Annotated in this window: 32 protein-coding genes; 2 read left to right on the forward strand and 30 right to left on the reverse strand. The window is 37.3% G+C overall.

Annotated features, from left to right (window positions below):
* Nucleotides 1-9: 9 nt before the first annotated feature.
* From J3U59_RS01085 to J3U59_RS01100, 4 genes are read right to left on the reverse strand one after another with little or no spacing between them, the layout of a single operon-like run.
* On the reverse strand, nt 10-1,299 hold the full coding sequence (locus J3U59_RS01085) for a phage tail protein (RefSeq protein ID WP_267332705.1): 1,290 nt from the start codon (nt 1,297-1,299) through the stop codon (nt 10-12).
* Nucleotides 1,292-1,882, reverse strand: a complete 591-nt coding sequence (locus J3U59_RS01090) for a YmfQ family protein (protein WP_267332704.1) — start codon at nt 1,880-1,882, stop codon at nt 1,292-1,294. Before J3U59_RS01090 ends, J3U59_RS01085 begins: the two co-directional genes overlap by 8 nt.
* Nucleotides 1,873-2,940, reverse strand: coding sequence for a baseplate J/gp47 family protein (locus tag J3U59_RS01095; RefSeq protein WP_267332703.1), 1,068 nt, complete (start codon nt 2,938-2,940; stop codon nt 1,873-1,875). The genes J3U59_RS01090 and J3U59_RS01095 overlap by 10 nt, the downstream gene beginning before the upstream one ends.
* Entirely contained in the window at nt 2,933-3,313 is a 381-nt protein-coding gene (locus J3U59_RS01100) for a phage GP46 family protein (RefSeq protein WP_267332702.1), read from the reverse strand. The genes J3U59_RS01095 and J3U59_RS01100 overlap by 8 nt, the downstream gene beginning before the upstream one ends.
* A gap of 61 nt (nt 3,314-3,374) precedes the next feature.
* Between J3U59_RS01100 and J3U59_RS01105 the strand changes: the two genes are divergently transcribed.
* Nucleotides 3,375-3,869, forward strand: coding sequence for a hypothetical protein (locus J3U59_RS01105; RefSeq protein ID WP_267332701.1), 495 nt, complete (start codon nt 3,375-3,377; stop codon nt 3,867-3,869).
* On the opposite strand, the gene J3U59_RS01110 is transcribed toward J3U59_RS01105, so the two are convergent.
* From J3U59_RS01110 to J3U59_RS01215, 22 genes are all read right to left on the reverse strand, one after another.
* Nucleotides 3,866-4,429 carry a phage baseplate assembly protein V gene (locus tag J3U59_RS01110; protein ID WP_267332700.1) on the reverse strand — a complete coding sequence of 188 codons (564 nt, stop codon included), beginning with the start codon at nt 4,427-4,429 and terminating at the stop codon, nt 3,866-3,868. The genes J3U59_RS01105 and J3U59_RS01110 overlap by 4 nt on opposite strands.
* Entirely contained in the window at nt 4,429-5,496 is a 1,068-nt protein-coding gene (locus J3U59_RS01115; RefSeq protein ID WP_267332699.1) for a phage baseplate assembly protein, read from the reverse strand. The genes J3U59_RS01110 and J3U59_RS01115 overlap by 1 nt, the downstream gene beginning before the upstream one ends.
* Nucleotides 5,493-6,896, reverse strand: coding sequence for a DNA circularization protein (locus J3U59_RS01120; RefSeq protein WP_267332698.1), 1,404 nt, complete (start codon nt 6,894-6,896; stop codon nt 5,493-5,495). The genes J3U59_RS01115 and J3U59_RS01120 overlap by 4 nt, the downstream gene beginning before the upstream one ends.
* Nucleotides 6,896-8,962 (reverse strand): phage tail tape measure protein, encoded by a 2,067-nt coding sequence (locus tag J3U59_RS01125; protein WP_267332697.1) that lies wholly within the window; start codon nt 8,960-8,962, stop codon nt 6,896-6,898. Before J3U59_RS01125 ends, J3U59_RS01120 begins: the two co-directional genes overlap by 1 nt.
* A 148-nt stretch (nt 8,963-9,110) precedes the next feature.
* Entirely contained in the window at nt 9,111-9,416 is a 306-nt protein-coding gene (locus J3U59_RS01130) for a phage tail assembly protein (protein ID WP_267332696.1), read from the reverse strand.
* Nucleotides 9,416-9,778, reverse strand: a complete 363-nt coding sequence (locus tag J3U59_RS01135) for a phage tail tube protein (RefSeq protein ID WP_267332695.1) — start codon at nt 9,776-9,778, stop codon at nt 9,416-9,418. Before J3U59_RS01135 ends, J3U59_RS01130 begins: the two co-directional genes overlap by 1 nt.
* Nucleotides 9,778-11,280 (reverse strand): phage tail sheath subtilisin-like domain-containing protein, encoded by a 1,503-nt coding sequence (locus tag J3U59_RS01140; RefSeq protein ID WP_267332694.1) that lies wholly within the window; start codon nt 11,278-11,280, stop codon nt 9,778-9,780. Before J3U59_RS01140 ends, J3U59_RS01135 begins: the two co-directional genes overlap by 1 nt.
* Complete coding sequence (locus J3U59_RS01145) at nt 11,270-11,455, reverse strand: DUF2635 domain-containing protein (RefSeq protein ID WP_267332693.1); 186 nt, start codon at nt 11,453-11,455, stop codon at nt 11,270-11,272. The genes J3U59_RS01140 and J3U59_RS01145 overlap by 11 nt, the downstream gene beginning before the upstream one ends.
* The gene (locus tag J3U59_RS01150) at nt 11,445-12,026 is read right to left on the reverse strand and encodes a hypothetical protein (protein WP_267332692.1); all 582 of its coding nucleotides are present in this window, start codon (nt 12,024-12,026) and stop codon (nt 11,445-11,447) included. The genes J3U59_RS01145 and J3U59_RS01150 overlap by 11 nt, the downstream gene beginning before the upstream one ends.
* Nucleotides 12,023-12,529, reverse strand: a complete 507-nt coding sequence (locus tag J3U59_RS01155; protein ID WP_267332691.1) for a hypothetical protein — start codon at nt 12,527-12,529, stop codon at nt 12,023-12,025. The genes J3U59_RS01150 and J3U59_RS01155 overlap by 4 nt, the downstream gene beginning before the upstream one ends.
* Entirely contained in the window at nt 12,522-12,860 is a 339-nt protein-coding gene (locus tag J3U59_RS01160; protein ID WP_267332690.1) for a head-tail adaptor protein, read from the reverse strand. Before J3U59_RS01160 ends, J3U59_RS01155 begins: the two co-directional genes overlap by 8 nt.
* Nucleotides 12,857-13,189 (reverse strand): head-tail connector protein, encoded by a 333-nt coding sequence (locus J3U59_RS01165; protein ID WP_267332689.1) that lies wholly within the window; start codon nt 13,187-13,189, stop codon nt 12,857-12,859. The genes J3U59_RS01160 and J3U59_RS01165 overlap by 4 nt, the downstream gene beginning before the upstream one ends.
* 40 nt (nt 13,190-13,229) lie before the next feature.
* Complete coding sequence (locus J3U59_RS01170; protein WP_267332688.1) at nt 13,230-14,441, reverse strand: phage major capsid protein; 1,212 nt, start codon at nt 14,439-14,441, stop codon at nt 13,230-13,232.
* 13 nt (nt 14,442-14,454) lie between these two features.
* Nucleotides 14,455-15,108 carry an HK97 family phage prohead protease gene (locus tag J3U59_RS01175; protein ID WP_267332687.1) on the reverse strand — a complete coding sequence of 218 codons (654 nt, stop codon included), beginning with the start codon at nt 15,106-15,108 and terminating at the stop codon, nt 14,455-14,457.
* Nucleotides 15,086-16,300, reverse strand: a complete 1,215-nt coding sequence (locus tag J3U59_RS01180; RefSeq protein ID WP_267332686.1) for a phage portal protein — start codon at nt 16,298-16,300, stop codon at nt 15,086-15,088. Before J3U59_RS01180 ends, J3U59_RS01175 begins: the two co-directional genes overlap by 23 nt.
* Entirely contained in the window at nt 16,300-18,039 is a 1,740-nt protein-coding gene (locus J3U59_RS01185; protein ID WP_267332685.1) for a terminase large subunit, read from the reverse strand. Before J3U59_RS01185 ends, J3U59_RS01180 begins: the two co-directional genes overlap by 1 nt.
* The gene (locus J3U59_RS01190; protein ID WP_267332684.1) at nt 17,996-18,460 is read right to left on the reverse strand and encodes a phage terminase small subunit P27 family; all 465 of its coding nucleotides are present in this window, start codon (nt 18,458-18,460) and stop codon (nt 17,996-17,998) included. Before J3U59_RS01190 ends, J3U59_RS01185 begins: the two co-directional genes overlap by 44 nt.
* A 140-nt stretch (nt 18,461-18,600) precedes the next feature.
* Complete coding sequence (locus J3U59_RS01195; protein WP_267332683.1) at nt 18,601-18,939, reverse strand: HNH endonuclease; 339 nt, start codon at nt 18,937-18,939, stop codon at nt 18,601-18,603.
* Nucleotides 18,936-19,421: a lysis system i-spanin subunit Rz gene (locus J3U59_RS01200; RefSeq protein ID WP_267332682.1), complete on the reverse strand. Its 486-nt coding sequence runs from the start codon at nt 19,419-19,421 to the stop codon at nt 18,936-18,938. Before J3U59_RS01200 ends, J3U59_RS01195 begins: the two co-directional genes overlap by 4 nt.
* Nucleotides 19,422-19,483: 62 nt before the next feature.
* On the reverse strand, nt 19,484-19,927 hold the full coding sequence (locus J3U59_RS01205; RefSeq protein ID WP_267332681.1) for a D-Ala-D-Ala carboxypeptidase family metallohydrolase: 444 nt from the start codon (nt 19,925-19,927) through the stop codon (nt 19,484-19,486).
* Nucleotides 19,911-20,234 carry a phage holin family protein gene (locus tag J3U59_RS01210; RefSeq protein WP_267332680.1) on the reverse strand — a complete coding sequence of 108 codons (324 nt, stop codon included), beginning with the start codon at nt 20,232-20,234 and terminating at the stop codon, nt 19,911-19,913. The genes J3U59_RS01205 and J3U59_RS01210 overlap by 17 nt, the downstream gene beginning before the upstream one ends.
* Before the next feature lie 206 nt (nt 20,235-20,440).
* On the reverse strand, nt 20,441-21,121 hold the full coding sequence (locus J3U59_RS01215) for an endonuclease (RefSeq protein ID WP_267332679.1): 681 nt from the start codon (nt 21,119-21,121) through the stop codon (nt 20,441-20,443).
* A 281-nt stretch (nt 21,122-21,402) separates the two neighbouring features.
* Here J3U59_RS01215 and J3U59_RS01220 point away from each other — a divergent pair, with 281 nt between their 5' ends.
* Entirely contained in the window at nt 21,403-21,591 is a 189-nt protein-coding gene (locus J3U59_RS01220) for a hypothetical protein (RefSeq protein WP_065635055.1), read from the forward strand.
* Nucleotides 21,592-21,736: 145 nt separating this feature from the next.
* Here the strand turns inward: J3U59_RS01220 and J3U59_RS01225 are convergent, their stop codons facing one another.
* The 4 genes from J3U59_RS01225 to J3U59_RS01240 form a co-directional block, all read right to left on the reverse strand.
* Nucleotides 21,737-22,528, reverse strand: a complete 792-nt coding sequence (locus J3U59_RS01225) for a phage antirepressor N-terminal domain-containing protein (RefSeq protein ID WP_267332678.1) — start codon at nt 22,526-22,528, stop codon at nt 21,737-21,739.
* 246 nt (nt 22,529-22,774) lie between these two features.
* Complete coding sequence (locus J3U59_RS01230) at nt 22,775-23,893, reverse strand: hypothetical protein (protein WP_267332677.1); 1,119 nt, start codon at nt 23,891-23,893, stop codon at nt 22,775-22,777.
* 59 nt (nt 23,894-23,952) lie between these two features.
* Nucleotides 23,953-24,306 carry an antiterminator Q family protein gene (locus tag J3U59_RS01235; RefSeq protein ID WP_267332676.1) on the reverse strand — a complete coding sequence of 118 codons (354 nt, stop codon included), beginning with the start codon at nt 24,304-24,306 and terminating at the stop codon, nt 23,953-23,955.
* Complete coding sequence (locus tag J3U59_RS01240; RefSeq protein ID WP_267332675.1) at nt 24,303-24,860, reverse strand: recombination protein NinG; 558 nt, start codon at nt 24,858-24,860, stop codon at nt 24,303-24,305. The genes J3U59_RS01235 and J3U59_RS01240 overlap by 4 nt, the downstream gene beginning before the upstream one ends.
* Between the last annotated feature and the right edge of the window lie 9 nt (nt 24,861-24,869).

A 24,869-nucleotide genomic window follows, 5' to 3' on the forward strand; every position in this document is an offset into this window, starting at 1 on the left:
TCCTAAAAATTATGCTGCACGAACTATATATAAAAATGCTGTGCTACGAACTCGAAACTCATGCGCAACAGGCACTTGTCTTGATGCATCAAGTACTACTGTTGTATTGTCGCCACCGGTTCCGGCGGCTAAGTGTGTTCTTGATGGGTCAGGAACTGCATAAAACACACCGGACACGTTAGGAGCTCCTGATTTGCCGCCAATGTTTGATTCAAACCCAAACGTACCAGTTAAGTTTCTCATTGCATCGCCTTGTTCACTAAGTATTGTGCGATCAACGTCTATACCACGTCCCGCATCTAACCCTCTTATTGTACTAGCACGCATTTCTGGTAAAACTCCAGACGGGTATGCTGCTGCAAGCCTCGGGTATTTTGATTTGTCAAATAACCATCCGTTACAAATTAAAAAATTTGGCGGGGGTGTTATTGTTGGCCATGGAAGCGGTACTCCAACAGGCATTCTATCGTTGAAAAATTGTTCTAAATCGAAAATATTAGCTGTTCCTATTTTCCCCACCCCAAGTAACCCGTTAGCATCAAATCCCCACATTAGCGAATTGGTTACTGCGTTATACATACCAACTGTGCCGTCATCTCTGACAATTAAATAGAAACGTTTATCATGTGAGTAGACGCGTGATTCAATATTATTTGTATTAAATTTATCATTTATATTTAATACAATATTATGCACATCTGTGATTCTGCTATTTGTATTTTTAACTGCAAGCGGTGTAGCGATTTGATCCGATGCATCACTATTTAAAGCTGAATTGTATTGTAGTCCTTTGATTTTATCGGCATTTATGTATCCATTAATCAAACCGCCATCAGGGCTAACAGCCCAAACCAGTTTATCTGTTTTTGAGTTATATAGTCCAACAACGCCGTCATTTCTCACAACAGCATGAAACATCTTATCCGGTGAAAATATTACAGATTCAAAATCCAGTGGTCTAAACGTATCAATGATTAAACTTGCCAAATCATAAGTATTTTTTACTGCTAAAGGCGTTGCTGCTTGGTCTTCCGCTGTACTATTCGTTGCTGAGCTTAATTGTACTTTACCATCTATAACATACTGTTGAATTGCGAGCTTGAGCTGATCATGTTTTGATTTATCAAGCGTTACTCCCTTTGACTCTATAACATTAGCAATTTCTTCTTGAATAGCGTCACAATACGAATAATCAATTTGTGTTGCCGGGGTGCCGGTTTGAGGATTCCCTCTAGTAAAGCCGTTTTTTCCGTGTCCAAACTTATCTTTTTGGGCTGTTGGTGTGTCAATTCTATGCATTTATTACTCCGTATTTAAAAATAACATGGGTGTGCGATGGGCATAACTTTTCAATTATGCATTCAATTTGTTTATCACCCCACGTTCTCAGATATGAATCACAGCTATCCTCACATGTCATTTCTGTTATTTGATAGTTATGAGGTATGTTAACTATCCAGTAATAGCGCCATTCTTCATCGTACAAATGATCTTCGCATGATGATTCGCAAGTAAAAACATCATTGTTATAATTTGTAATGGTCGCATCTGGAAAGCCATTAATAGCTAATATTTGGAGATAAAAATCTTTGTTTATTCCGCCTGTTAGATTTAGTTTAGAATCTAGTCGATTTCGTCGAGTAGTTAACGTCTGAAATTGCTCTGAATAGCAACTATCGGGTAGACCACATATTTGCTCATATCTGTCGATAAGTTCAGTTGTAGTGCGTGGGTCTATTTCTCTCATTAAATCATCAATACGAAGATGAGTTTTTGATAGTGTTAATGCAAGTGATAAAAGAATTGGCTCTGTTTTATCCCAAGCGGGACCGTAGGGCAATAAATTACCGACCATACTTTGGTATTGTTTTTCTATATCCATTCAATACCCCCAAATACCGCTACTTCATTTTTTTCTATAAAGATATCTTTGTTCGGATAGAATAATTCATGAGCATACTCACCGAACGATGCGCTAATAACTTCACTGATCCTTGATTTGAACAAGGTCGTTTGTGGTGTGCCTTCTCTCAATAAAAATGACTTCAGTTCCTGTTCAATTTGGTAACGAATTTCGGGATTATCAGGTGTTACCATCAGTTTAAAATTGATAGGTTTCAAAACAGGTGAAAACACAATCAACATCGAGCCGGCGACAGGAGTTAATGGCTCGATATGCTTTTTAATACTTTGAATTGTTGTATTATCCAGAACTGGGTTAACCGGGTCGCTATTTGCGACCAGTAGACCTACACTACCGGTTCCCGCCCAGTGACGATAACACCAAGCTCTTGTAACTCCCGGTACTTCTTTCGCCCATTGAACGTAATCTTGGTCTGCTCCGCCTTGAGGCGTATAATACCATCTATCGATAACGCGTTTTCTAAACGATTCTAAATCTTCAATATCGGTTCCAGCCTCGATAGAATCAGCAAAGCATGTTGACGATAATCCAGTTACAGGTGTAATAAGTGACATGCTTGTACCATCATCACAGTTACCTTTTTTACCCACCTCATCGCAAACTACCGGAACTCTTAAAACATTATTTGTTGATGTCGTTGTTTTCGTAACTGTATACGTGCACTGATCAACTTGACGCTTGACCTTTTGGTCTTTATTAATAACAATACCATCAGCCACTTCATCAAATCGAACATAACCAATTGCCGCCGTTGGTTCTTTACGATAGCAACGCTTCATATTACCATGCCGAATTAGCCAATTTTCATCTGCTTGATCGGGTAAAATGTTTTTGGCCATGTTTTCAATGTAGCCTAATAACACATGTGTGGCCCCCGCTATAACTCGACCGTATACATCATGGTCATTGCGACGTAATGAAATTAATTCGTCATCGACGGCTAAACGCGCGTATAAATCATTGCGAATAGTTGTGATTAAATCTGGTAAAGTCGGTCTTGAAAATCCACTAGGCATTAATATCACTCCATAAGTTGTCAAACCTAAGTTCTTCGTTACTTCCATCTTTTTTGTAAATATTGATAGTAGCAACTAAAACGGTTAAATCTGTTCGCTTTACTGAAACATCTATTCGAGAAGCTATCCCGTCATCAATCATCCATTGCACAGCCTCTTTTATATAAATTTTTGCAAAGTTTGCTGTTTGATTGGTTAATTTTGAGCGAGCCAATAAATAAAGGCGTGACCCAATTTTGTCATTTGCTATACTAGGGTAAGAATCACCCCACCAACCGTAAGGGTGCTCTGAATCATCACTGGCGTTTTTTCGTCGCCATGTGAATAGCGAAATTATTAAAGCTCGATAAAGTGGCTTTGTATGTGATGACATTGAAATCAATCTGTCATTAACTTTTATAAGCATTATTAAACTCACACATTAAGGAATAAAAATGAAAAAATTATCTTTGTTAGCTTTGGTTCTGTTGGCAGGTGCTACAAACGCAGAGCAAAAAGAATTACCATTGACCGCTAAACAGTTTGATAAAGGGATAAAAAAATACTTCAACACAATTCCACAATGTGCAGAAATGAAAGTAGATGAGTTGCGTTTAATAAATGATGGTGCAAACGGTTATCAAGAATTTAATCTAGGTAACGTTACGTTTACTGTCATATTAAAAATTAACGAAAAAAATAAATTAACCAACATACAAATAACATCTACTGGCAATGCAAAAAATGAACAAGCACGACAAGGTATGTTGTGTTCAACATATTCTGTAATGAGGATGTTACAGCCTAAACTGGCATCCAAAGACGATGCTTTAAAACAAGCGGGACATCTGTGGGTATTAGCAAAAGATGCGCCTTTTGAAATGACGTATTATTTTGACAGAATAAAGGCACAATTTGTCCCCTTTGAATTAAACGTCTATACAAACTAACCCATTTTTTGATTTGGATTGCGTGTTACCGTGTTTGTTTCGTTATGTGTATGACCATTATAAACGGTTCTGATATCTGAAATAGTGCTAGTTTTATCCTCTATTTCTCCAGACGATTTTAATGATGGTGTATTAAATTGTGTTCCTGATGATGCGTTAACTGTTAAGCTTTTTGTATTTAACTCTATTGCATCATCAGCATTCACAATAAATTTATTAGTTTTTACATTGATTTCATTATTGCGATTAAAAATAATGTAATCACCTTCGTCAGTGTAAATAGCAACTTCACCTTTTTTAAGCGACTTAATACGGTAACGACGATCGCCAGCAGCAAGAATCACACCATGCGACTTATCGCCGTCTAAAAATAACGCTACCGCTTCTGCTCCGTCAAGCGGACGTGACGTAAAACCGTACGGCTCGATATGCTCGACATCACTTTTTTGTTCACCGCCCGACATTTTGATTTGCAACGTCTGGCATTTGCTTGCGCTATTACTGAATGTGATATAGCCACGAGATACAAGGTTCATTATTTTATTTAAAACTTTACGCATTAAAATACCTCGCCATCGGCTTTCTTACCTTTTTTCTTCTTGGTTTTCTTCTTATCAGGCAAATAGGCTTCAACGGGACCTACTTTTAATTCACATAACGTTCCGCGACTGCTTAAGCTGTATTTAACCTCGGCAATAACCAGCTTTTCATTATCGTAACCCAGTAGCGGATCATCAACGACAACCATTTGATTCGGTTTCCATAGCGTTCCATCACCCTGTCGCCAACCTTGAACCGTGTATGTAACTTCTCTGGTTTTACTTGCCCTTAAAGTCTTTTCCATCTCACAACGATCTTGACAAGTACCGTTATTTGAATCTCCTGATTGTTTAATAATTAAAGGACGATAACGTAGAATACCTTCATCTTTAGTTGATGCTCGAACTGACGCTAGCGTTGCCTGTCCAAAGTTTTCATCATCACCAACACTTTGCCCTGAAACAAAGTAATCTGAGTAACGATCTTTAATACTTTTTTCAGTATTCGCACATAAGATATTTTTACCTAATACTAACGCCGTCTTTGCTTCATCTGAACCGATATCACCAATTACGACTTGTCCTTGCTCATCATCGAATACAATAATCTGTTGCATGCCCATTATTTTACTAATGACATCAAAAACGGTGTCACCTTGATCAGCTTGAATACTAAGAGAGCCTGCATCACCGCCTTGATTAATTACATTCAGCTTAAATGGTTTAACTAAATCCTGAATAACTTGAACTGTTGAACTTCCGCTATATTGTTTTGGTACTGCACTACAATCAACACAATCAGCCGTTTTACTCCGACCAACTATTCCCATCGATATAGAACTCGCATCATATCTGATTGGTAACGCTTCAATATAACCTGTTAAAACCACATCATCATCAATAAAAACCTCGACAAGATCGCCATTTTTAACAGCTATTTTGGTTTCTGATTCATCACCAGATGACGGCCATTGCCGTGTGATAGTGACATTAAAATCTCTTGCAAGCCGTTCAATACCTGCCGAAATGCTAATATCGGTCCACCCACCGAAATACTTACGATTAACTTTTAAAAAAACATTATTCATGGCTTAGGTACTCTTAATTCTCGAACTGGAACAAAACCGGGATGTAAAATGTTATTGCGCGTTGATATATCGTCACAACGTTTAGAGTTGTTATAGAGATAATGAGATAACACTAGGTCTGGTAATACATCAGTTGGAATATAAACAATAGTCTTTTCAATTTTAACTAATCGTTCATTGATATCTTGATTAACTGCAGCTTTTAATTTAACTAACGCTACATATAATTTATCATTTTGTGTTCGTGATAGCTCAATATCAAATGAGGTATTAATAGCATCTTTAATTTCAAGTAAATCATCAAAAGAAATTGTATTATTTTTTACCGTATTTCCACTGTTTACAGTCGTTGTAGTATTGGCGTTACTAGTTCTATTTATTATCTGTTGTTGTGATTGAGAATTTTCAATTAATTCATGTGAATTAAAACTCCCATCTGCACTATTTACAGTAGAACTTGCAACAGGGCTAAGACAAATTGGCGGAAACGATGACGCTTTTTTTAGTGCATCATTTTTAGTTTGCTTAGGTAATGATGCAATTGTTCGTGATGCTTCAGTTAATGCCGTAACACGTATTGCAGTATTAATTATATTTTGGTTTTTTTTGGTTTGTTTTGTTGATCTGCTATCAGTTGTCCATATTCCAACCGGTGATAAATTTTTAACAAATGATGTGCCAGTAAAAACTTTGGCCCTTGATATAAGACCTTTCACTGAATTGGTAAATCTTGTTGCACTTCTCCAAACATTTTTCATTGAGTTAACTATTGATGAACCACCTGCACCAAGAATCGGCGATAAATCACCATTCATTATTTTTACTGCATCTCTAACGTATGGAGTTATTGTATTAAATGTATCAGCTATACCGTCCAAAATTGACACGGTGTTATCAAGAATATTCTCTTGAATAAAATCAGGTGCATCAATAAGATCAAAATCTTCAAAGGCATCTAACAACTCCTGATCCACGTTATCCGCATTTTCATTAACTACATCGTCAGTAGCAACAGATGAATCGGGGAATATTAATTCACCAGCTTCGACAAATGAAAATGAAATAACACTCATTCGACCATTTTCAATTGAGTTACTTACTGTAGCGGTACCCACAATATTGACATTAAGTTCACCAAGGAGAGGGTGTATTAATGTTCCCGCACCCTCTTCTTCGATTGCTTCTACAAGTTTTTCCGCTTGTTCTTTGTGATCGTCACCAATTAGAAAAGCATCAATTTTATTCCTGCGTGCGGAACGCCCCATATCTTCGGTATAGGGTACATTCCTAAACGGGTATTCGTGCGTTTGGTTGCGCCGCCCAAATTCTGATGATGCACCGTTAACTTGAAATGGTACACCGCGAAAACTGGCCTGCAATAAATTATTTAACCAGATCATTAATTGCTCCCGAAGTTGAAGTTCGTAAAAGGACTCCATCCAACATCAGCTTTAGCAAAGCCTTTAGATTGCTTTGTTTCTTTTACTATAGTCCCCGGTGGCGCATTCTCAAACTTAACAACTAACTCGCCTTTACTATTACGATTTGCTGTATTGCTATTTGAAAAGTTATTCATTGGCAGTTGTGGTGTTTCATAGTATGGGTACATAACCATTGGTCTTGTCATTTCTTTTGGCAAGCTCGATGTGTCAACATTTACTTTGATATTTTTTTCTTTATCACCAAATAAATAGGTCCACGAATCAAGCAGCGGCTGAATACCCGACTTTACGTTATCCCATAATTTTTTAAAGAAATTTTGCACTTTCTCCCACAATTTTGGAATAAGATCGCCTGCTGCTTTTAAAGGAGTAATGAACACATCGAAAATGGGCATGACATACGGTTTGATAGTTTCCCACAAACCACAAAAAAACTTACCTACAGCACCCCAAGCACTTGTAATAAAACTTGCGCCAACTTTAACCCCAGCAATAAAGACATCAATAATAGGCATAACATAAGGCTTAATAACACCCCACAACCACTGAAAGAACTTAACTATATCATCCCAATATGTGATGATTAATGTTGCAGCGACAGCAATACCTGTCATGATAAGACCGATTGGGTTCATAGCCATGACAGCGGTCAAAGCTAAAGACGCTATACGAACAATTTTAAATGCATTTGATAACGCTATTTGTGCAAATGTAAATAGTTTTGTTGCTAAAGTGACACCTTTCAATATTCCATTAAAGACCGTGATGCTAGTTGAAAGTGTACCAACAATAATATTTACACCTGCACAAGCAACTCTTAAGCCAATTAGTCCAGCTACAGCCATCGCCACCATTTTTACAAGTTCAGGATTGGCTTGAATAAAATGACCAAATTCAACTATTAGCGGTTGCAATTCTTCAAGTAACTCTGTGAATGCTGGTAATAACGCATCACCAATGGATAAGCTAACATTCATTAATGCATTGTTAAAAAGCTGCAACTTGTTAGCTGTTGTACTTGAACGTGAATCATATTCTTTCTGCATTGAACCCGCATATTGTGCTGCATCACCAACTCGGTTAAAGTTAGCTTTTAACAAATCAATATTGTTGAGCAGCGGTGAAATTGCTGCAACACTTTCTTTTCCAAAAAGCACTGTTAGTGCTGCTGCTCGTCTATCTGCTGAGACTTTACCAAGCGATTCAAGCACCTTCATAATCGTCCCTTCGGCATCTTTTTGCATGTCTTTTGCAATTTGTGTTGATGTGAATCCTAGTTGTTGTAATGCTTTTTGTTGTTTTGCTGTTGCAGCTTTGCCCGATGTTAGCGTCAGCATAAAGTTTTTAATACCTGTTGCTGCCTGCTCGGTATTTGTACCGGTGGCAATAATGGTTGAACTTAATGCTGCCAATTTATCAGCACCGACACCGGATTGTGCAGCAAGAGTACCAATCCGCGATACAACATCTGAAATATCTCTTGCTTTTGCATTTTGTGTGTTACTTAATAAGTTAATTTTATCAGATAAGCTAACGACCTCGCCCTGAGTCATTTTTAAAGCCGTTCGCCATGTCGCCATGGTGCTGCCCGCTTCTTCTGCTGTAGTATCGAACGCGATACCCATTTTTACAGCATCTTCCGCAAACTGTTTTAAATCGTCTTTTGGTATACCGGCTTGGCCACCAGCAGCGACAATGGCCCCGATGTCTTTAGCAGCCATTGGCAATTGAAGCGACATTTCACGAATATCCTGCCCCATTTGCTTAAATTGCTCCGGCGTGTCAAAGTCAACAACTTTTCTAATATCAGCCATGACTTCTTCATACGCCATTGCATCTTTCACACCTTTAACGAAGGGCGCAGAAATAGCAAGTCCAGTAACAGCATCCTTTAACCCAAGTTTCCCAAACCCTGATTTATTCATGGTTTTCTGAAACTTTTCAAGTTTGCCTTTCATTGTATTTAACTGCGGCGACAGTTTATCAACACACGTCACCACAGCTTTTAAATTAAAGCCTGCCATTATGATTCCCTACTGTTTTCTATGCGGTTTGCCTGTTCTACTAATTCAAATACTTCTGATAGTGAACGTTCTTCTATGATGTAAAAAGGGGAGAGTTGCCAATATTTGGCGAGATCAAAACAAAGGTTTACAAGATATTCGATTGTGATTATTCCGCTGTTGTCACTTGCTCCTCCTCCGCTGTATTCTCTGCCTTCTCCTTTGGGCCGAAGAACATCATAATTTCACCGGTGATCATTAAAAAATCATAAGGTGTCAGTTGTTCAACTGAACTAGGTGTAACGTTACCTAGCGCAACAATGTAATCTGCGACTTTTTTTGGGTCTCCGATCATATTGCTGTCAAACGGAAAGCCTAACTTTTTGATATCTTTAACGGTGGGCTCTTTTAATTCCAGCACATGTAGCTCATTGCCGTGTGCTGGAATCGGCTGTGATAATTTAATTTCTTTCATTATTGATAAAATCCTTCTTCACCGTGAAATTCGATTTCTGCTGTACCCTCTTCGGCATTGTGATTAACTTCACCGTTAACCCAAGCATTAGACAATACGTAAACTTTGCCATTGGCTAGTTCTGTAGTAACTGTCATGGAATCGCTTGATGTTATTTTATCAATTGGAAAATCAGCAGGTATTTTATATGTACCTTTTATGTAAGGTGCTCGATATGTTTCTTTATAATGGACTGACCCATCAAGCCCTATAATGCTTTCTTTAACATTTGTATTCATCGGCACTTCAATACCGCCAGTCAAAGATAATTGTTCGGAATCAACTTTTACAAAACTTGTTCCGCCTACTCGTCGGTTCGACATTAGTTTGTCTCCTGTTGTGGATATTGCAATCTAAACGGTGCCAGTACGGCAAATACGCGTAATTGGTTAACTAAATCTGGTGGGAATAACACATCTAGTCTGTTAGGATTGTTAATATTTCGTTCAACGATTAAGTTCTTTTTGAATAAATCAAAGTTTTCAACTAGCCCCATTAATTCAAGTTGACGATAATTTGCGTTGATTTCAGCTTTAGCAATTGATGGTGTGATAATCGCTTGCCCCGCACCAAATCTTGTACCATCGTTAGCAAGTTTATGCCTTGGATATTTTGTAGTTATCACACTGCGTAATTTGCGCAATATATATGCAAGTGTATGTAGTGTTTCGCTATCTAAATAACTATTATCGGCTACACCATAACTGTTACGTTGATATGTGGTGATATCTCGCTGAATTAATAAATTACCACTTGAAACATATGCTGTTGCAATACCATGACTTAATAATGATTGCTGTTCAGTTAGCGTAAACTGATTACTATCAGATGCTGGTAATGCTCCATTTAATAACCCAGTTTGTGTTGGGCGAGCCGGATCGTTACGAATAAATACGGCATTACGAGCAGTTCGCATCGCAACTAATTCATCAATACCCGTTTGAATAGTTTTCTCATAACCGGCGACAGTAATATGTTGGTAATTTAATTTATCACCAAATTCGACAAGTTCGGATAAATCGCCTTTTTTAGCGGTATAAGCGTGTCCATATAATTGGCGCGCATAGCTCCATCTACCCGTAGTATCATCCATTTCATGATTAAATGTTGCCAAAGATGATAAGTCATTAAATGGGAATGCGATAAAATCAAGGAGTTTGTCACCCATGGCAGCAATAACCGGCGTTAAATCTGGAGTGCCAGTTCCACCATGCATTTGAGTTATAGTAATTTTTAATCCGTCCGGTGTTTCTTCACCACCAACCGCGCCGTAATAGTTAATGCATAGCGGAATATCATTACCGTTTAGCCCTTTATTTTTTGCAGTCAGCTTTACTGTGCTGTCTGTAACTGTTGCCGTGACTGGTAAATCTTGGTTAGCATTGATTACACTATTTAAGGCATTTGCAATATTTTCGGCGGTATCAGAAATGGTCACGCGCGATTGAATTTTAGTGTTACCAATATATAAATTTAATGTGCCAGTTTCTTCAGCTGTGCCAAGTATTTGTATTGTGCCAGTTGCTTTAGCCCCTGTTGTTGGTTCTTCCACGGCAATTACATAAAGCTCACCAAAATTATCGACATTTCGAAATGATTCAACCATTCTTGCTAATTGGCTACCTCGACCTGCTAACTTTTTAGCCTGATCTGCTGATGGCATAATAACTAATTTATTACGTTCAATTTGGCTATCAGTGAGCGGGTGAGCAATGATTAATGATGCTCCAGTATCTTGAATTGTATTAGCTGCAGATGAATCCACCTCAGCATAAAACAACGGCACTCTAATATTACTCGGAATATTATTAAAACTAATCGTCATTTTTTTGTACCTTTTTTTCTTGTTTAACTTTGATGTTTTTAACTTCCTCAACATCGTTATTTGTTAGTCGTCTTGCCCAGTATTGGTTAAACTCAACATTACGACCGTCTGCTGGTAAATAATCTCCGCTATTGGGGTCATATACCTGCTTGCCACTCACTGGTTTAATTATCATTGTTACCCTCATAGATATTATTGTGTTCAAAATTAACGGTTACTGATGAATCAGTATCTTTTAAAGTCCCTGATAATGTGTTGAACTTTCCTATATTTAAAGGATTATAGTTTTCTGTCGGATTCAAATCGAAATATTGACGAGTATCTTCAAATCCTACTTCACGCACAGCGCTAAAATTAAATTGATAAAAAATTCTGCCACGATCTAAATCAAGTAAGTCACCACCATCATATTGAATTGGATGATGGGCCGGAGAAACTTCTAGCCCAAGTAAGGCTCGCCAGAGTTCGGCTTTAATATCTTCGACAATATCATAGGCCTCATGTTGGCCTCGTTCGTCTAATGGCTTTAATACAACAATGACACCAAACCCCTCTGTCACATCTTGCCAATAATCCGTTTGTGATTTGTTATCCTCTGCTCTGTCGTCAAGTGGTACAACGTAAGCTGCTGGTAATTTCAAAAATGCGGCATCTTTAATAGCTGAAAATTCAGCAGCGCCGCCAATACGACCTTCAAAACTAGGACTTAATTGGCGTAAAGTTTGAACAATATTTGATAATTTCATTGTTTAACCTGCTTCATAGAGTTAACGAGTTCTTTAGCTAACGTGTATTTACTCCACGACGATTCTTTATTTAATGCATCAATCATGAAGTTCCCTCGTGGAGCAATCCGCCATGGCGTCCCACCTGATGCCCCTTTTTTATGACTTTTCCCTCGTTTTGCGTTACGTCGCACACCATAAAATAAAAAGGCTGGATAATATGCCCCCATCAGCTTTTCCATGTTACTGCCGCCTTTAACATTTGGCATAACTATAACCATTAATCCTGGTCTACGTGATGTTGGCCTTGGAACTTTATAACCGATTGAACGACTTAATTTACCGCTTCGAAAACCTGGATATTCTCCACTTTGAGAGACTTGTTTTTTGCTAACTAAAGCTCGTGATGTTGCTTGAATTTTCTTACCGATCTTGACGAATGTTTTACGCAATTTTTTCCGGTCAAGTTCAGCAACTTCAACTAAATTAAAATCGACGTGAACGTTATAATCTGGATTACTCATTAGCACAAATCTCCTCACATTCCAATAATAAATATTTCTTAGAATGATCTAACCATCTACATCGCTTGATTTTATAAATCGACCCATTCCAAACAACCTCATAATCAATAGATATAGGTACTCGATCGTTTGCAATTATTTCAAAGTAATGGGTGATTATATTCTGGGTCTGAATTGAATCGAAATAAGTTGATGAGTTGGGTTGCGTAACTTTAGCCCATTTGTAAATACCTTTTGAATATTCGGTATCAACTTCACTAAAACCAACTGGAATATCTAATCTTCGGCGAATTAATATTTTTTGATTCCGTTTTCCTGCAGCATGAATCATATCGGGATATACCTATAAGAGTTTAATAATGCATTGAACCCAAGAGGAACGGAATATAACTGTTCGCTAGTAACATCTTCTCGTTGTTGGTACCAATACCCAACAGCTAATAAAATCGCTATTTTTACATCTGGTTCAACCAACATTGCCGAAGAATTAGCATCTTCTGGAATTTTATCTTCATAAAATATGCGATTTGTATAATTTTGCGCTCTACTGATAGCGGCTTTAAGATAGATATTCAACAGATTATCTTCATCATCATTATCAATACGACATTGATTTTTTATCTCGTCTAAGGTGGGAAATTTATAAGATTGATCTGCCATAATTACCTCATAAAAAAGCCCTCGTTATGAGGGCTTAACATTAGCTACCTGATTTTTTGATTGTAAGCAACTTAATTGCGTTACTATCATTTAACATTGAGCCAACACGTTTTGTAGTGTAGAACCCGACAAATGGTTTCTTAGTATACGGATCGCGTAACATGCGAATGCCGATACGGTCAAAGATATAAAAACCACGTTTAAAATTACCAAATGCAATTGGAGCTTTACCTGATGTATCACCAATATCGGGCATTTGCTCGTTTTCAGCAACAGCGAAGCCAGACAATAATGATGGTTGGCCAACTTGCAATCCTGGTTGCCAGATATAATTGCCTTTATCATCTTTTAGTAGACGAACTGCTAACAATGATTGATTGTTCATCATAAATTTAGCACCGTTACGATAGACTTTGCGCAAAGTATAAATAAGACTCACAATATCATCAGAAGATATTACTTTTACTGCACCTGATGTGATATTTTGCAATTTACCCCACTCGCGGGTTTTATCATCTTTTGCATCAGTTGCATAAGTTAAAAAGCCTTTTGGTTTTTTATCGCCATCACCTAAAGTGAACGCTGCTTCTTCCTTTTCGGCAAACTCTTGCGTTAACTCGTCTGTAATAAATGACTCAACATTGAAAAATGCATCATCTAGCATGGTTTGTGTAGCGTACGGGTTACCGTAGATTTCACCCCATACAGGAGTAATTACGCCAAATTGAGGTGTACCAGTTTCAGGTCGCGGATCGGTTTCACCCACCCAGCCACTAGAAATGCCGCCTTTATTGACTAGTTTTTTCCATTCAGGTGTACCAACTGTAATAACATTACATTCCTGACGCATCACGACTTCATCACGTAAGGCGGATAAAATATCAGTGTTTAATTCTTCAGGAACGGCATATCCACCGTCTGCATCAACGCCAGTTTGCATTGCTTTTTGTTCTAACTCCGCTAGCCCCTGATCGTCGCCTTTGCGAATAAATTTTGCGAACGCTTCTTTATGTGCTGAGGCTTGTTTATTTCCTCCTGCTGGGCGTTTAAACTCAGCAAGCTCGTTTTCAAGATTGGTTTTTAAATTATCCAATTCAGATAATTTGCCGTTTAGCGTTTCAACTTGACCAGCTAACTTCCCTTTTTCTTGTGTGATTGCTTCTAATCGCTGATCATTTACAGACTTAAATTCTTCAAATCGTTGTTTAAGTTCCTGCGCGACCTGCACGGCATCTTGTTGATCTACTGCCATAATATATAATCTCCTAGTTAAAAATTGATTTTAAAATATTTAATGCGTTTTCCTCGCCATTACTAGCATCTCGCTGTTTTAGTGAAGAATATCCCTCAGACATAAACGCTTTTGCCTGAGTTCTGGAGAGTCCAACGTCGCGCAGTACTCTTTCTATATCTCTTGGTGAAGGAATTTCCCCTTTTTCCAATATGCTTTTCACATTACTTATGCGTGCTTCGTCATTTGCAGGAAATGTAACTAATGAAATTTCCCACAAATCAATTTCTTTTAGCATGAAAGCTTCTTTTTCGTGGTTATACTCCCAATCTTTTAGGACATAACCAATTGATAGACCAGTTATAGAGCCAGCTTTCAGATGAGCGTAAGCTCGTTTTGCGAGTGGGTCATCATCAATTAGCAGTTGCCCTTTAACTACCAGTCCTTGATCATCCTCAAAAATTTCCTTATAAATACCTATTGGTTCTTGGGTGTTGTGTTGCCAAAGTAGGGCAGGCATCCGTTTTTTTTCATTCCATCGCTTAAGTGATTCTGCAAAAGCCCCTTTTATTACAATGTCATCGTAAGAATCTTTAACACCAAAAACCGAACCGTAGCCTTCAAATTCGCCACTATCGGTAATTGATTTAATTGTAAGTGACACATCAATGCATTTCTTTAATGTCATTTTTGTTATTATCCTGTGGTTTAGTAGTCATGTTCATTGGGGTAAGATAGATATCGCCACCGTCACGCGGGTTGCGCTCCTCTAAATCACGGCACTCATTCGGCGATAAAATGCCCCAATTAATGCCTGTTGCGTATGAGTCGTAGCGAGATTTCATGTCACCGCGCAATAACGCCCCGACGTTAAACTTGGCATAAAATTGACCTCGTTTTTCTTTACTGACGAGTCCAATGTTGATGCGTTGCTCAATGCGAGTTAAATACGGCACTAATGAGTAATTAACAAACCCCATACCGAGATTTTCAATATTATTGAATGTGGCCCTGTCGGTGTTTTGGACCATATGCATCGGCACGCGGAATATTCGGCATATTTCCTCAAGCTGAAATTTTCTGGTTTCTAAAAACTGGGCATCTTCGGCAGACATACTGATGTTATTCCACTTAAGGCCCATTTCTAAAATCATCGGCTTATGCGCGTTTTCTAGCCCTTGATGTTGTTCTTGAAAGTTCTCTTTCAACCTTTTGTATGCTTCATCAGTTAATACTTGATCGGTTTGCAATACACCGCTTGAAACTGCGCCATTACTAAATAGTCGCGATCCGTGTTCTTCGGTAGCCAAACCCAACCCGATTGCATGACGCGCATAACTAATAGGGCTTAATCCAACCAATGAGTCCGTCGAAAACGTACGCACGTGCCAAATTTCATCTTGAGAAAGCACATCACAAGAGCCGTCTGGGAATGTGACTTGATAGACTGGTTCCCATTTATCATTTAATTTCGGCTGCACACTATCGGGCAAAAGAGGGAGTAATTCGACTACTTCACCAAATACTTTGACTTTATATGCGTAAAAGTTACCTCTTAAACACAAACAGCCGATCATATATTCCCAAAACTCTTGGGGGGTCATGTAGTTGTTAGGGGCTACATATAAAAGTGAGTAGAGTTTTTCTTTAGGTGCTTTCTTGCGTCCGCTATCTGTTGCTTGGTATAAAAAACAAGGCAACATCCCGACAGATTCAGTTAATACACGAACACAACCGAATACAGCAGTTAATTGCATAGCAAGAGCTGGACTAACCCTCCGACCTGCATATGTATCAAATAAAAAACCTGTGTAATTAGGTGGTGCTTGAGAAGTGGAAACCGATTCCCCTTTGCGCTTAAATAAGTTAAATATATTCATTATAATGACCGTATTCCTACGTTTAAGATGTGTTCTGATAAATTATTCATAGGTTCTGATGCACCGTCGGCGCATCCTCTGGCCATAGCTAAAGATACAACGCCGTCGATACGCCCGGAGCTTTTCTTTTTCGCAAAGACCTTATTTTCCTTGTTATCAGATTCGAGGACTGCGCTTGCTGCATTCCACCGCAAGCAAGGATTGAATTTAATAATGATATTATTTTCTGTAATATCTTTTTCTAGCAGTTCGATAGAATGTGGCATCCATAAACCACTATCTTTAGACTTATAGAACCCCTGCCCATGTGATGTCATTTCAATATCAATGGATGCATTATCCAGTGATTTTTGGAAATACTTAATTCTGTAGGGGTCAAATGCCAAATTAATAATATTAAATTTAGCTTTTAACTCACCTAGACGATTAGCAACATAATCATAATCAACAACACGTCCGGGAGTTGCAAATAAATAACCTTGTTTTACCCAAACATCATAGGGAACATGATCGGACTTGGCCCTATCTAATAATGTTTCTTGCGGTGTCCAAAATTCAGTAAAGGCTTTTTTATGCTTAGGGAAATAAAGAGACAATGCGGTTAAATCACGCGTACCTGATAAATCAAGTCCTCCGTAACACTCCTCACCAATTAACTCATTAATATCAAAATCTTGTTCATTGCCCATCCAAATATCAGCAGCCAACCAAGGGTTAGCTGATTCAACCCACTGGCAAAAATTTAACCGTCTTACAATGGATTCCTTTGTAGGCATCCCTTTTGCTTGCGTAACTTGCTCACGCAAATATTTATGCGTGAATGTATGCCCGAGGGAAGGATTAGCTTTTGGCCAACACGATTCATCAGTAAGCGGATCGTCTCCTTCATCTAATGAACAAATAAAAGAAAAGAATGCATCATCAATTAATGTTTGTTCTGCAACCTTGCGCCCATACTCGTGGTACTCATAGCAAACGCTTGTTTTATCATGACCTGAGTTTGTTATCATTACGATAATTGCTTGAGTTCGCCCTTTTGTGCCGGCGCGCATCATTTCAACGACTTCGTTAGTTTTATGTTCGTGAATTTCGTCAATTAATACACAATGAGGACGCGGGCCTGATTGTCCGTTATCTGAAGATATAGGCCTAAAAAAAGCCCCTTTTTGTAAGTAGGCTAAATTCCAAACATTCTGACCAGTACCCGATTTTTTTATTCGCTTATCCAGATCAGGGGACAACTCAACCATGGCAACAGCATCACGAAATAAAATCATTGCCTGATCTTTTTTTGTCGCTGCAGCATAGACTTCTGCTCTCGGCTCGTTATCAGCCATTAAACAATAAAGCCCTATCCCTGCGGCTAACGGCGATTTACCCGAACCCTTGCCTGATTCAATATATGCCATGCGAAAACGGCGATAACCGTCTAATGTTTTCCACCCAAATAATGAGCCGACAATAAAGTATTGCCACGGTAGTAGTACAAAAGGCTTACCTTCATACTCTCCGCCATTTAACTTAAGTACCTTCTCAAAGAAATCTGCCGCTCGCTGAGCAGATTCAGTATCCCAAACTAAACCTTTTTCTTTTGCGGTTTTTAAATCGTCCAGATGTCTTTTGCATGCATTCCTTATGTCTGGACCCGCTAAAATTTTTCCTGATGTTACATCAATGGCATATTGAGTTGCTTTATCAACCGAAGAATCGGTCGAGTTCGTTTTCTTCCTCTTTGCCATTTACTTTTACCTTTGATCTTGATGCTTGGGTCAAACCGTACTCAATCATCCAAGCGCGTAATCGTCTGTCAGCATCTGCCCGTTGAGCTACCGCAGGATTAGACTTCAAAACTAATTCCCCTTGTGTATTCACAACCTCTTGCACTTGCCCAAATTTATCTATAACTTTGTCGCATTCTAAAATTTCGATATAACATTTTGCTAAGCGTTCAATTGCGATCCCATCAACTACTGTTAATAAGCCCATGTCATTTAACATATCGCACAGCCAAAGATAAATGCCTTGAGCTTGCTTATTAAAATGAGGTGGGATATCAGGGTAACCCCCTTTAGGTTTAGGCTCTTTATTATTTAAAGGTCGCTTACCGGGATTACCTGTCACCAGTTTAAGTGGGGTTGGGGTTGGTCTTCGACCTGCCATAAGGACTCCAAAAAAAAGATTTCAATTCGCGATTTTGCACAAAAATGAGGGTGGGCGGTTTGGAAGACAAAAAGTTGTAGAAATTAAGCACCCCCTTCCCCTATTTATGTATATTCATTAACCTATTATTAATTAATAAGTTATTTTTTATCATCAACCCAATACCCACCATAAGGCATACCATTAACATCGCATCCTATCTCTGTCCCTCTATTTTCAATGCGTTGTTTAGTGCTTGAGTGGTGAGTATTACACAGTCCTTGATAGTTCGATGAATCCCAAAACAATTTTTGCGCCTGTTTAATTCTTACTGGGTCTTTGGATATTAATGCTTGTTCAAGTTTATGTGGGATTATGTGATCTACTGCTGTAGCTGGTTCATATTTGCCTTGCTGTCTACACATAACACAAAACGGATTGCGCTGTAGATATGTTTGCCTAGCTTTACGCCAACGATGATTGTTATATACGTTTATCATCGCTCTAACCCTTTGCACATAAATTCAGTATTGTTCTTTGGTGCAATCTCTTTACAATAGTATTTTTGCCAACCTTCAATTATTACTTTGTTGTACTCGATTGCGTTGGAGAGATTGTAATAATCTTGTTGAGAAGTTCGTGCAAGTCGTAAGGCTTTGTTAGCAATATTGCTGGTGGCGGTACTATCTCGCTCGATGGTTTCGACTTGGACGCGCAACTCGATAAGACCATTATCAACATCATTGCGCAAAGCGTCTGTTTTAGCTTGACCATTTTGTATTGTCTCAATGATATTTAATTCCAGTTGTTTAACGGCATTATTGCTCTGCTTATATTGTTCAAATTCTATTTTTATTTGATTTTCTCTTGCTACTGCAAGTCTTTCATCTTGCCAGCACTTGTATGCAACATATATAGCAAACGCGGTGATAATAGCTAAAGTTATCGGCAATAACTTATAAATGAGTTTTAATTTATCCATACTTATATCTCACAGACGTATAAAATTATAATGAGCAAAAGCAAGAAAAGCATATGAAACCTCTACCTTAACCCATTTAAATAAACCGTCTTTCCGCCCTGTTTAACAGCAGTCAAAACTATCTGACGGTTATTATTAGGACTAAATCCAATATGTACCCATTGATTATGTTCTTGAATGAGTTTATCAAACTGAACACCTGCATCGATTAATCGTTGACAAATTTCTTTAGGTGTACCAAAAGACGAGTGAAAATCGACGGCTAATCCTTGCGTGTGGGCACTGGTTGCGACTCCACCAACACGCGCATTTAGCGCAGGGCAACGATAACCAGAAGTGATAATAATGGGCTTTCCTAAAGCTTGTCTGACTAATTCCAACTTTGCAGCGGTGAATTTAATATTAGGCATTAACTCTATAGGAACGCTATTATCTATTTTTAATCTGCTTGCAACTGTTGATTTTGTAAATTCTTCTATTGTGAAGTGTTCAGTGAGTTTTGTCATCACAATGTCCTTTCGCTTTCTTGAGTAATTGCTCTTCAAGTACTTTTATGAGCGCAGCACCAGACCAACCGGCTAAACCGGCAATACCACCCGCTAATTCAAAATCCCAATTGAAATAACTTGCAGCAAGTACAACCAATAGACCGGCAAATATTGAAATAAATATTTGTGCAAATAATATCCAGACATTAAATTTGTTACCATTAAGCACTTGATAACAATAACTAGCTAATGAGCCCAATAAGGTAACTACAAATAAATAAACAACAACGGTCCAATTGACGTTGTTCGGGTCTTTTATAGGCATGATTAAATCTTCTTGTTAGTTAAATAGGTGGTAGCGTACTAGCTAATGAGTGAACGCTCGTGTGTGTGTCTAGCATTACTACCAATTCTGTGATGAGTGAATACTCAAAATTTAGGTATAAAAAATACAATCAGCGTAAATATAGTGTTGCGATGTGTGTTAATGCTGATTGCAAAATGAGCATAAAAAAACCGACGAGAGTCGGCTTAATTACATTGTTGAGTAACGAATTTATTATCATTACCCTGAATTTTTTCTATTAATTTGTTACGCTCACATTCCCAGTCATCAGGCGGGTACATCTTATCCCATGCTTGCATTAGCTTGTGTTCAGAATCAGATAGATTGATATTGTATTTATCTGACATGTAGAAATATGTGCGAGCTATAACGCCTCTTATTTCGTCACGAGGTTGGAATTTTCTATCTTTAAAATCTACAGCGCTTTTGCATTGTCCATATTGAGTGAATTCTTTAGTGAACTGTGAATAACGATAATTAGAACGGTCGCCGTTAACTTCGCCAATTGCTGGCTGTAAGTTATGTAGGTCACCTTCCATTTCATTAAAAGTCACATCTTTCTTACACTCTTTACGTCCACCGTCTCGCCAACACTGGAGGTGTCGGCCGAAGTTCTCCGCAGGCATTACGTGTTCCCATTCGATGCGTTCTGCTCTTGTTTGATTCTTTCTTGGCTCATATCCGCATTTAGTGAAATCGACGATAACCTTTTTATTATTAAATGCGAATTCACAACCGCAATAAAATGTGGTTTGCTGGGGATTTAATTTGTATAACTGAATTAGTTTTGTTTTTGCTGTATTGAAGTTTTGTGCTGAATGAGCAAGAAGCGGGATAAATAACAGAGTAACAAGAAACTTTTTCATAAATCCATTTAAAAATATTTAACTTTTTTCGTCATAACTGTTGACTTTTATTGTAGGGTACCTTACAATAAAAGTCATCAAGTAAGGGGCTTGATAAGGTAAACCCCAACCTAGGCTGGGGCAAACAAGGAGAGAATAAGATGCGGTATATCTTAATTCTCTTGGTGTTAGCAATATTGCTGGTGTCTTTACCAGTTTATTAACATCAATCGAAGGTGGGGGTGCAACCCCACCGACGACCTTAAATATAACAATTTAGCGATTTAAAATCAAGGTGATTTATGGCGTTAACAAGAGCTGAAATAAATGAACGTAGTAATGAAAAACGTGGTATCAAAAACAAAGCTTTTAAGTTAAATATAGATGATATTGCAATGATTAAGCAAACAGCTATAGACTTAGGTTTATCTGAAGCAAAACTTGTTGTTGAAGCAATAAAATTTTACCGAGATAACAAAAAAGCCTCTTAATTGAGGCTTTCCTTTGAATAATAAAAAAGCCCGCATTTGCGAGCTTCATATTTTATGCGTTCTGAACCGCATTATAGGCATATTATCTGTTTAAACGTTTAAACAGTCAAGTGTTTTTTTGTTTTCTAAAGTGTTCAGCAAACTATTAGCAATTCATTCTTGGTAATTCACCACGAACAAAATTCATTGATAAACTCAGATTAACTTGTATCTTATTAAGCGCTGTTGAAAAATTGTAGTGAAGATGTGGGCTGTTTTTCTCTAAAAAATCAGCAAAGCAATCATTATATAAATCAAATACTCTGTAATAATATTCCTGTATTGTTGCTATATAATTGTATTGTCGTTTTAAATTATCGATATTAACTACCTTATAATCCCTCAGTGTTATACCACCTAACCACTTAATCGCCTCATCAAATTTAGAGGCAGGCAAATCTTGATAGCGAGGGATTTTGAATTGTTCATAAAGCTTGGTGTAAATTGCTTGATAATGTTCACCTGTTCTATATGAACGATCATTAACAGCTTGCTTGATTTGCTGTTGTTGTTCGAGTGAGATTGTATTAGGGTGTTGTTGTGCTACTTTGGGCATAAAGTGGTTATAAAGTACATCGAAACATTCAAGCTGATATTGTTCTAGTGTTGCTCTAATTTCTGGTTTTACTCGGCTAGTTTCAATACCAAAAAGCCAACCGTTGATCATTGAAATTGGCAAACAAATGTACTCTTGAGCACCACTTTTAGAGGGTATTGTCATCATGACAACACCTTGACTAAGTACATGATGACGTTGAATTCTTTTGAATTGTGCTGCCCAATTTAACCCTATATTTTCACAAACTGGTTTCATTGCGACATACGGTTTATTTTGGTGATTAAGAACAATTAATTGTTGATTGTGAAACTGGATTGTTTCTAATTTTGTTATTGACATATCTACATCCTCGTTGATTTTATTATTATCCCCCATGTTGATTGAGGGAGGTCGGGTGCTTCAACACTGCAACGAGACAGCCTGCATTATTCCCTTTCGGTATTGTATTATGCACGCCACCCGACCATAAAATTTGGACGTAAAAAAACCGCTAATCTATCGGGTGCGGAAGTCCGCTCGTTGTTTCGGTGTGTTGAGCACCTATGTAGAATATACAATTAATTTACTTTGGTAGTCAATAGTTAATTAAATAGAAAATGGAGTAGCTATTACTTGCCCATATTTTGGAATTTTTTCAGTAGTTAATTTAGAGCCAGCTAAATCTATAATTTCATAACAAGACCTAATCATATTATTTGTTATACTTGTATTAGATACTTGTTCTATTAATTTCTGTCGCATAGAAGTCCTTAAAGAAAATTCAACTATTGCTCTATTGAAAAAAATATTTTTACAAGTCGGAAAATTTATTACCGCTTTTTTTCCTAACATCCCATTTCCTCCAATACTATATACAAACTTATTAAATGCAAAAAGTTTAAGATCTCCTGTTGCTAACCATACATCTCGTTTTTCTGTTGTATTATTATGTAGCATGCAACATATTGACAAATAGCTGAGATCTCTTGCTCCATTTGTTGCTTTTTTTATCATTGCAATACTTAAATCATGATCATAATTTAATGTCCTATTCTTAAATCCAAAATTTTCACATATATCTTTTTTTAATTTATTAAATTCTAAATCTTCTTTACTTTTAGGTGAAAAAATTAATGTAGCAATTATAAATTCCCTAATTGATAAAAGACCAATCTTGTGTTCGACTAAGTTTAAATAAGCTAGCAATTTATTGAATGGGGTTAATTCACTTAAATCTCGTTCAATAATATTAATTAATAATAAACAATAAAATGAATGTGCAAGGAACTCTTTTTCAACTTCATTATTAATTAAAGGAAACTCTTTACTTATTTGAGTTTTGTTAAAAGTAGAATTATCAATATGACATTCTTCATACTCCCACCTAAAATGTTTAGAGTCAAATTTTTTCAAATTATTAAAACAATCATACGCATTTTTGCCTGGCATTTCTAACAAAGCAAAATAAGGAGCCCACCAAATAGGTATTTCTTGTTCCGTACATTTATTCATAAATGACATTATTCCTAAGATCCCTTTTTTCAGATAGGATTCCTTCGTGTTCGGATAATAGATCAATTTCTCCATAGCAATTAATACATTTACATCGGGAATAATAATAGTTTCAATATTATTTTTTTTATTACTTAAAGCTCTATCTAATGTAAGCTCTTCTGTACAAAATGAGGAACTATACGGTTTAATGAATACAGCTTCCAAAGTCATAACCTCTCAATAAAAAAAATAATTTATATTTACATATTATTAGATATAGCATATTACAACTATGCCACTTTTGAAAACAATTCGATGATATGACCTCTAATAAAGCATTCTGCGGCAAGTAATGTTTTAGTTATTTCTGTTGTTTGCTTACCCAATATTCGCGCTTGTTTACTACAAGAGATTTCACGAAGATAAAAAGCAGTTAAAATAGCCCAACGCTCAACATTATCAGCTTTAAGTCTAAGTACAGCATTATCAACAATCTGTGCCTCATCTTCCGTTAAGTATTGACGATAATCAAAATCACGAGGCGCACCTTCAATACCTGCCGATTTAAATGGATACTCTGTCCCCATACGCTTTAAAACACGGGTATTTTTCCATGCAGTCAAAATATCTTTAGTTTCTCTCATTGCGCCCCTCTTCTTAATTCTTTTAACTTAAATTTATATTCAGCTTTAATCTGCTTAATTTGCTCTATAGTGTATTTTTTTGGCTCATGAGGTCCTTCTAACCATTCAACTTTTTCAGCCCCTATTTTTTTAACTAAATTAATTCTGTATTCAATGATGTTCCCCGATTTATGATTGTTACATGCTGAACACTGCTTATGTACATTCAGCTCACAAAATCGCAACTCTGGACATGCTCCCACACTTCTGTAATGCCCTGCATGATATTGCCCTTTGTGATAGCGTTCACAGCTAATACATGGCTGTTTTTTATCTCTTTCGCGAATAAATGCATTAAATGCAGCTTGTGCTTCTTTCAGATGTTCTGAGCGAGTTTTAATTTTCTCTTTTGCTATTTTCGTCAATTGACGCCTAACACGTTCTTGAACTTTGTTATTTTTTGCATACTGAATAGCACAATCAATTGAACAAACTTGAGTCAGCGAATTAAATAATGTAAATTTCTTACCGCACGCTTTGCATTTTTTCATTTTAATATTGTGCTTTTTATTCATTTTGCTTTC

Origin of the sequence: Gilliamella sp. B3783 (assembly GCF_026536125.1) — a bacterium.
GTDB lineage: Bacteria > Pseudomonadota > Gammaproteobacteria > Enterobacterales > Orbaceae > Gilliamella.

Bases quoted from the DNA above. Each gene is read 5' to 3' on its own strand.
- J3U59_RS01085 (WP_267332705.1), bottom strand. From the start codon at position 1,299: ATGCATAGAATTGACACACCAACAGCCCAAAAAGATAAGTTTGGACAC.
- J3U59_RS01090 (WP_267332704.1), bottom strand. From the start codon at position 1,882: ATGGATATAGAAAAACAATACCAAAGTATGGTCGGTAATTTATTGCCC.
- J3U59_RS01095 (WP_267332703.1), bottom strand. From the start codon at position 2,940: ATGCCTAGTGGATTTTCAAGACCGACTTTACCAGATTTAATCACAACT.
- J3U59_RS01100 (WP_267332702.1), bottom strand. From the start codon at position 3,313: ATGTCATCACATACAAAGCCACTTTATCGAGCTTTAATAATTTCGCTA.
- J3U59_RS01105 (WP_267332701.1), top strand. From the start codon at position 3,375: ATGAAAAAATTATCTTTGTTAGCTTTGGTTCTGTTGGCAGGTGCTACA.
- J3U59_RS01110 (WP_267332700.1), bottom strand. From the start codon at position 4,429: ATGCGTAAAGTTTTAAATAAAATAATGAACCTTGTATCTCGTGGCTAT.
- J3U59_RS01115 (WP_267332699.1), bottom strand. From the start codon at position 5,496: ATGAATAATGTTTTTTTAAAAGTTAATCGTAAGTATTTCGGTGGGTGG.
- J3U59_RS01120 (WP_267332698.1), bottom strand. From the start codon at position 6,896: ATGATCTGGTTAAATAATTTATTGCAGGCCAGTTTTCGCGGTGTACCA.
- J3U59_RS01125 (WP_267332697.1), bottom strand. From the start codon at position 8,962: ATGGCAGGCTTTAATTTAAAAGCTGTGGTGACGTGTGTTGATAAACTG.
- J3U59_RS01130 (WP_267332696.1), bottom strand. From the start codon at position 9,416: ATGAAAGAAATTAAATTATCACAGCCGATTCCAGCACACGGCAATGAG.
- J3U59_RS01135 (WP_267332695.1), bottom strand. From the start codon at position 9,778: ATGTCGAACCGACGAGTAGGCGGAACAAGTTTTGTAAAAGTTGATTCC.
- J3U59_RS01140 (WP_267332694.1), bottom strand. From the start codon at position 11,280: ATGACGATTAGTTTTAATAATATTCCGAGTAATATTAGAGTGCCGTTG.
- J3U59_RS01145 (WP_267332693.1), bottom strand. From the start codon at position 11,455: ATGATAATTAAACCAGTGAGTGGCAAGCAGGTATATGACCCCAATAGC.
- J3U59_RS01150 (WP_267332692.1), bottom strand. From the start codon at position 12,026: ATGAAATTATCAAATATTGTTCAAACTTTACGCCAATTAAGTCCTAGT.
- J3U59_RS01155 (WP_267332691.1), bottom strand. From the start codon at position 12,529: ATGAGTAATCCAGATTATAACGTTCACGTCGATTTTAATTTAGTTGAA.
- J3U59_RS01160 (WP_267332690.1), bottom strand. From the start codon at position 12,860: ATGATTCATGCTGCAGGAAAACGGAATCAAAAAATATTAATTCGCCGA.
- J3U59_RS01165 (WP_267332689.1), bottom strand. From the start codon at position 13,189: ATGGCAGATCAATCTTATAAATTTCCCACCTTAGACGAGATAAAAAAT.
- J3U59_RS01170 (WP_267332688.1), bottom strand. From the start codon at position 14,441: ATGGCAGTAGATCAACAAGATGCCGTGCAGGTCGCGCAGGAACTTAAA.
- J3U59_RS01175 (WP_267332687.1), bottom strand. From the start codon at position 15,108: ATGACATTAAAGAAATGCATTGATGTGTCACTTACAATTAAATCAATT.
- J3U59_RS01180 (WP_267332686.1), bottom strand. From the start codon at position 16,300: ATGAATATATTTAACTTATTTAAGCGCAAAGGGGAATCGGTTTCCACT.
- J3U59_RS01185 (WP_267332685.1), bottom strand. From the start codon at position 18,039: ATGGCAAAGAGGAAGAAAACGAACTCGACCGATTCTTCGGTTGATAAA.
- J3U59_RS01190 (WP_267332684.1), bottom strand. From the start codon at position 18,460: ATGGCAGGTCGAAGACCAACCCCAACCCCACTTAAACTGGTGACAGGT.
- J3U59_RS01195 (WP_267332683.1), bottom strand. From the start codon at position 18,939: ATGATAAACGTATATAACAATCATCGTTGGCGTAAAGCTAGGCAAACA.
- J3U59_RS01200 (WP_267332682.1), bottom strand. From the start codon at position 19,421: ATGGATAAATTAAAACTCATTTATAAGTTATTGCCGATAACTTTAGCT.
- J3U59_RS01205 (WP_267332681.1), bottom strand. From the start codon at position 19,927: ATGACAAAACTCACTGAACACTTCACAATAGAAGAATTTACAAAATCA.
- J3U59_RS01210 (WP_267332680.1), bottom strand. From the start codon at position 20,234: ATGCCTATAAAAGACCCGAACAACGTCAATTGGACCGTTGTTGTTTAT.
- J3U59_RS01215 (WP_267332679.1), bottom strand. From the start codon at position 21,121: ATGAAAAAGTTTCTTGTTACTCTGTTATTTATCCCGCTTCTTGCTCAT.
- J3U59_RS01220 (WP_065635055.1), top strand. From the start codon at position 21,403: ATGGCGTTAACAAGAGCTGAAATAAATGAACGTAGTAATGAAAAACGT.
- J3U59_RS01225 (WP_267332678.1), bottom strand. From the start codon at position 22,528: ATGTCAATAACAAAATTAGAAACAATCCAGTTTCACAATCAACAATTA.
- J3U59_RS01230 (WP_267332677.1), bottom strand. From the start codon at position 23,893: ATGACTTTGGAAGCTGTATTCATTAAACCGTATAGTTCCTCATTTTGT.
- J3U59_RS01235 (WP_267332676.1), bottom strand. From the start codon at position 24,306: ATGAGAGAAACTAAAGATATTTTGACTGCATGGAAAAATACCCGTGTT.
- J3U59_RS01240 (WP_267332675.1), bottom strand. From the start codon at position 24,860: ATGAATAAAAAGCACAATATTAAAATGAAAAAATGCAAAGCGTGCGGT.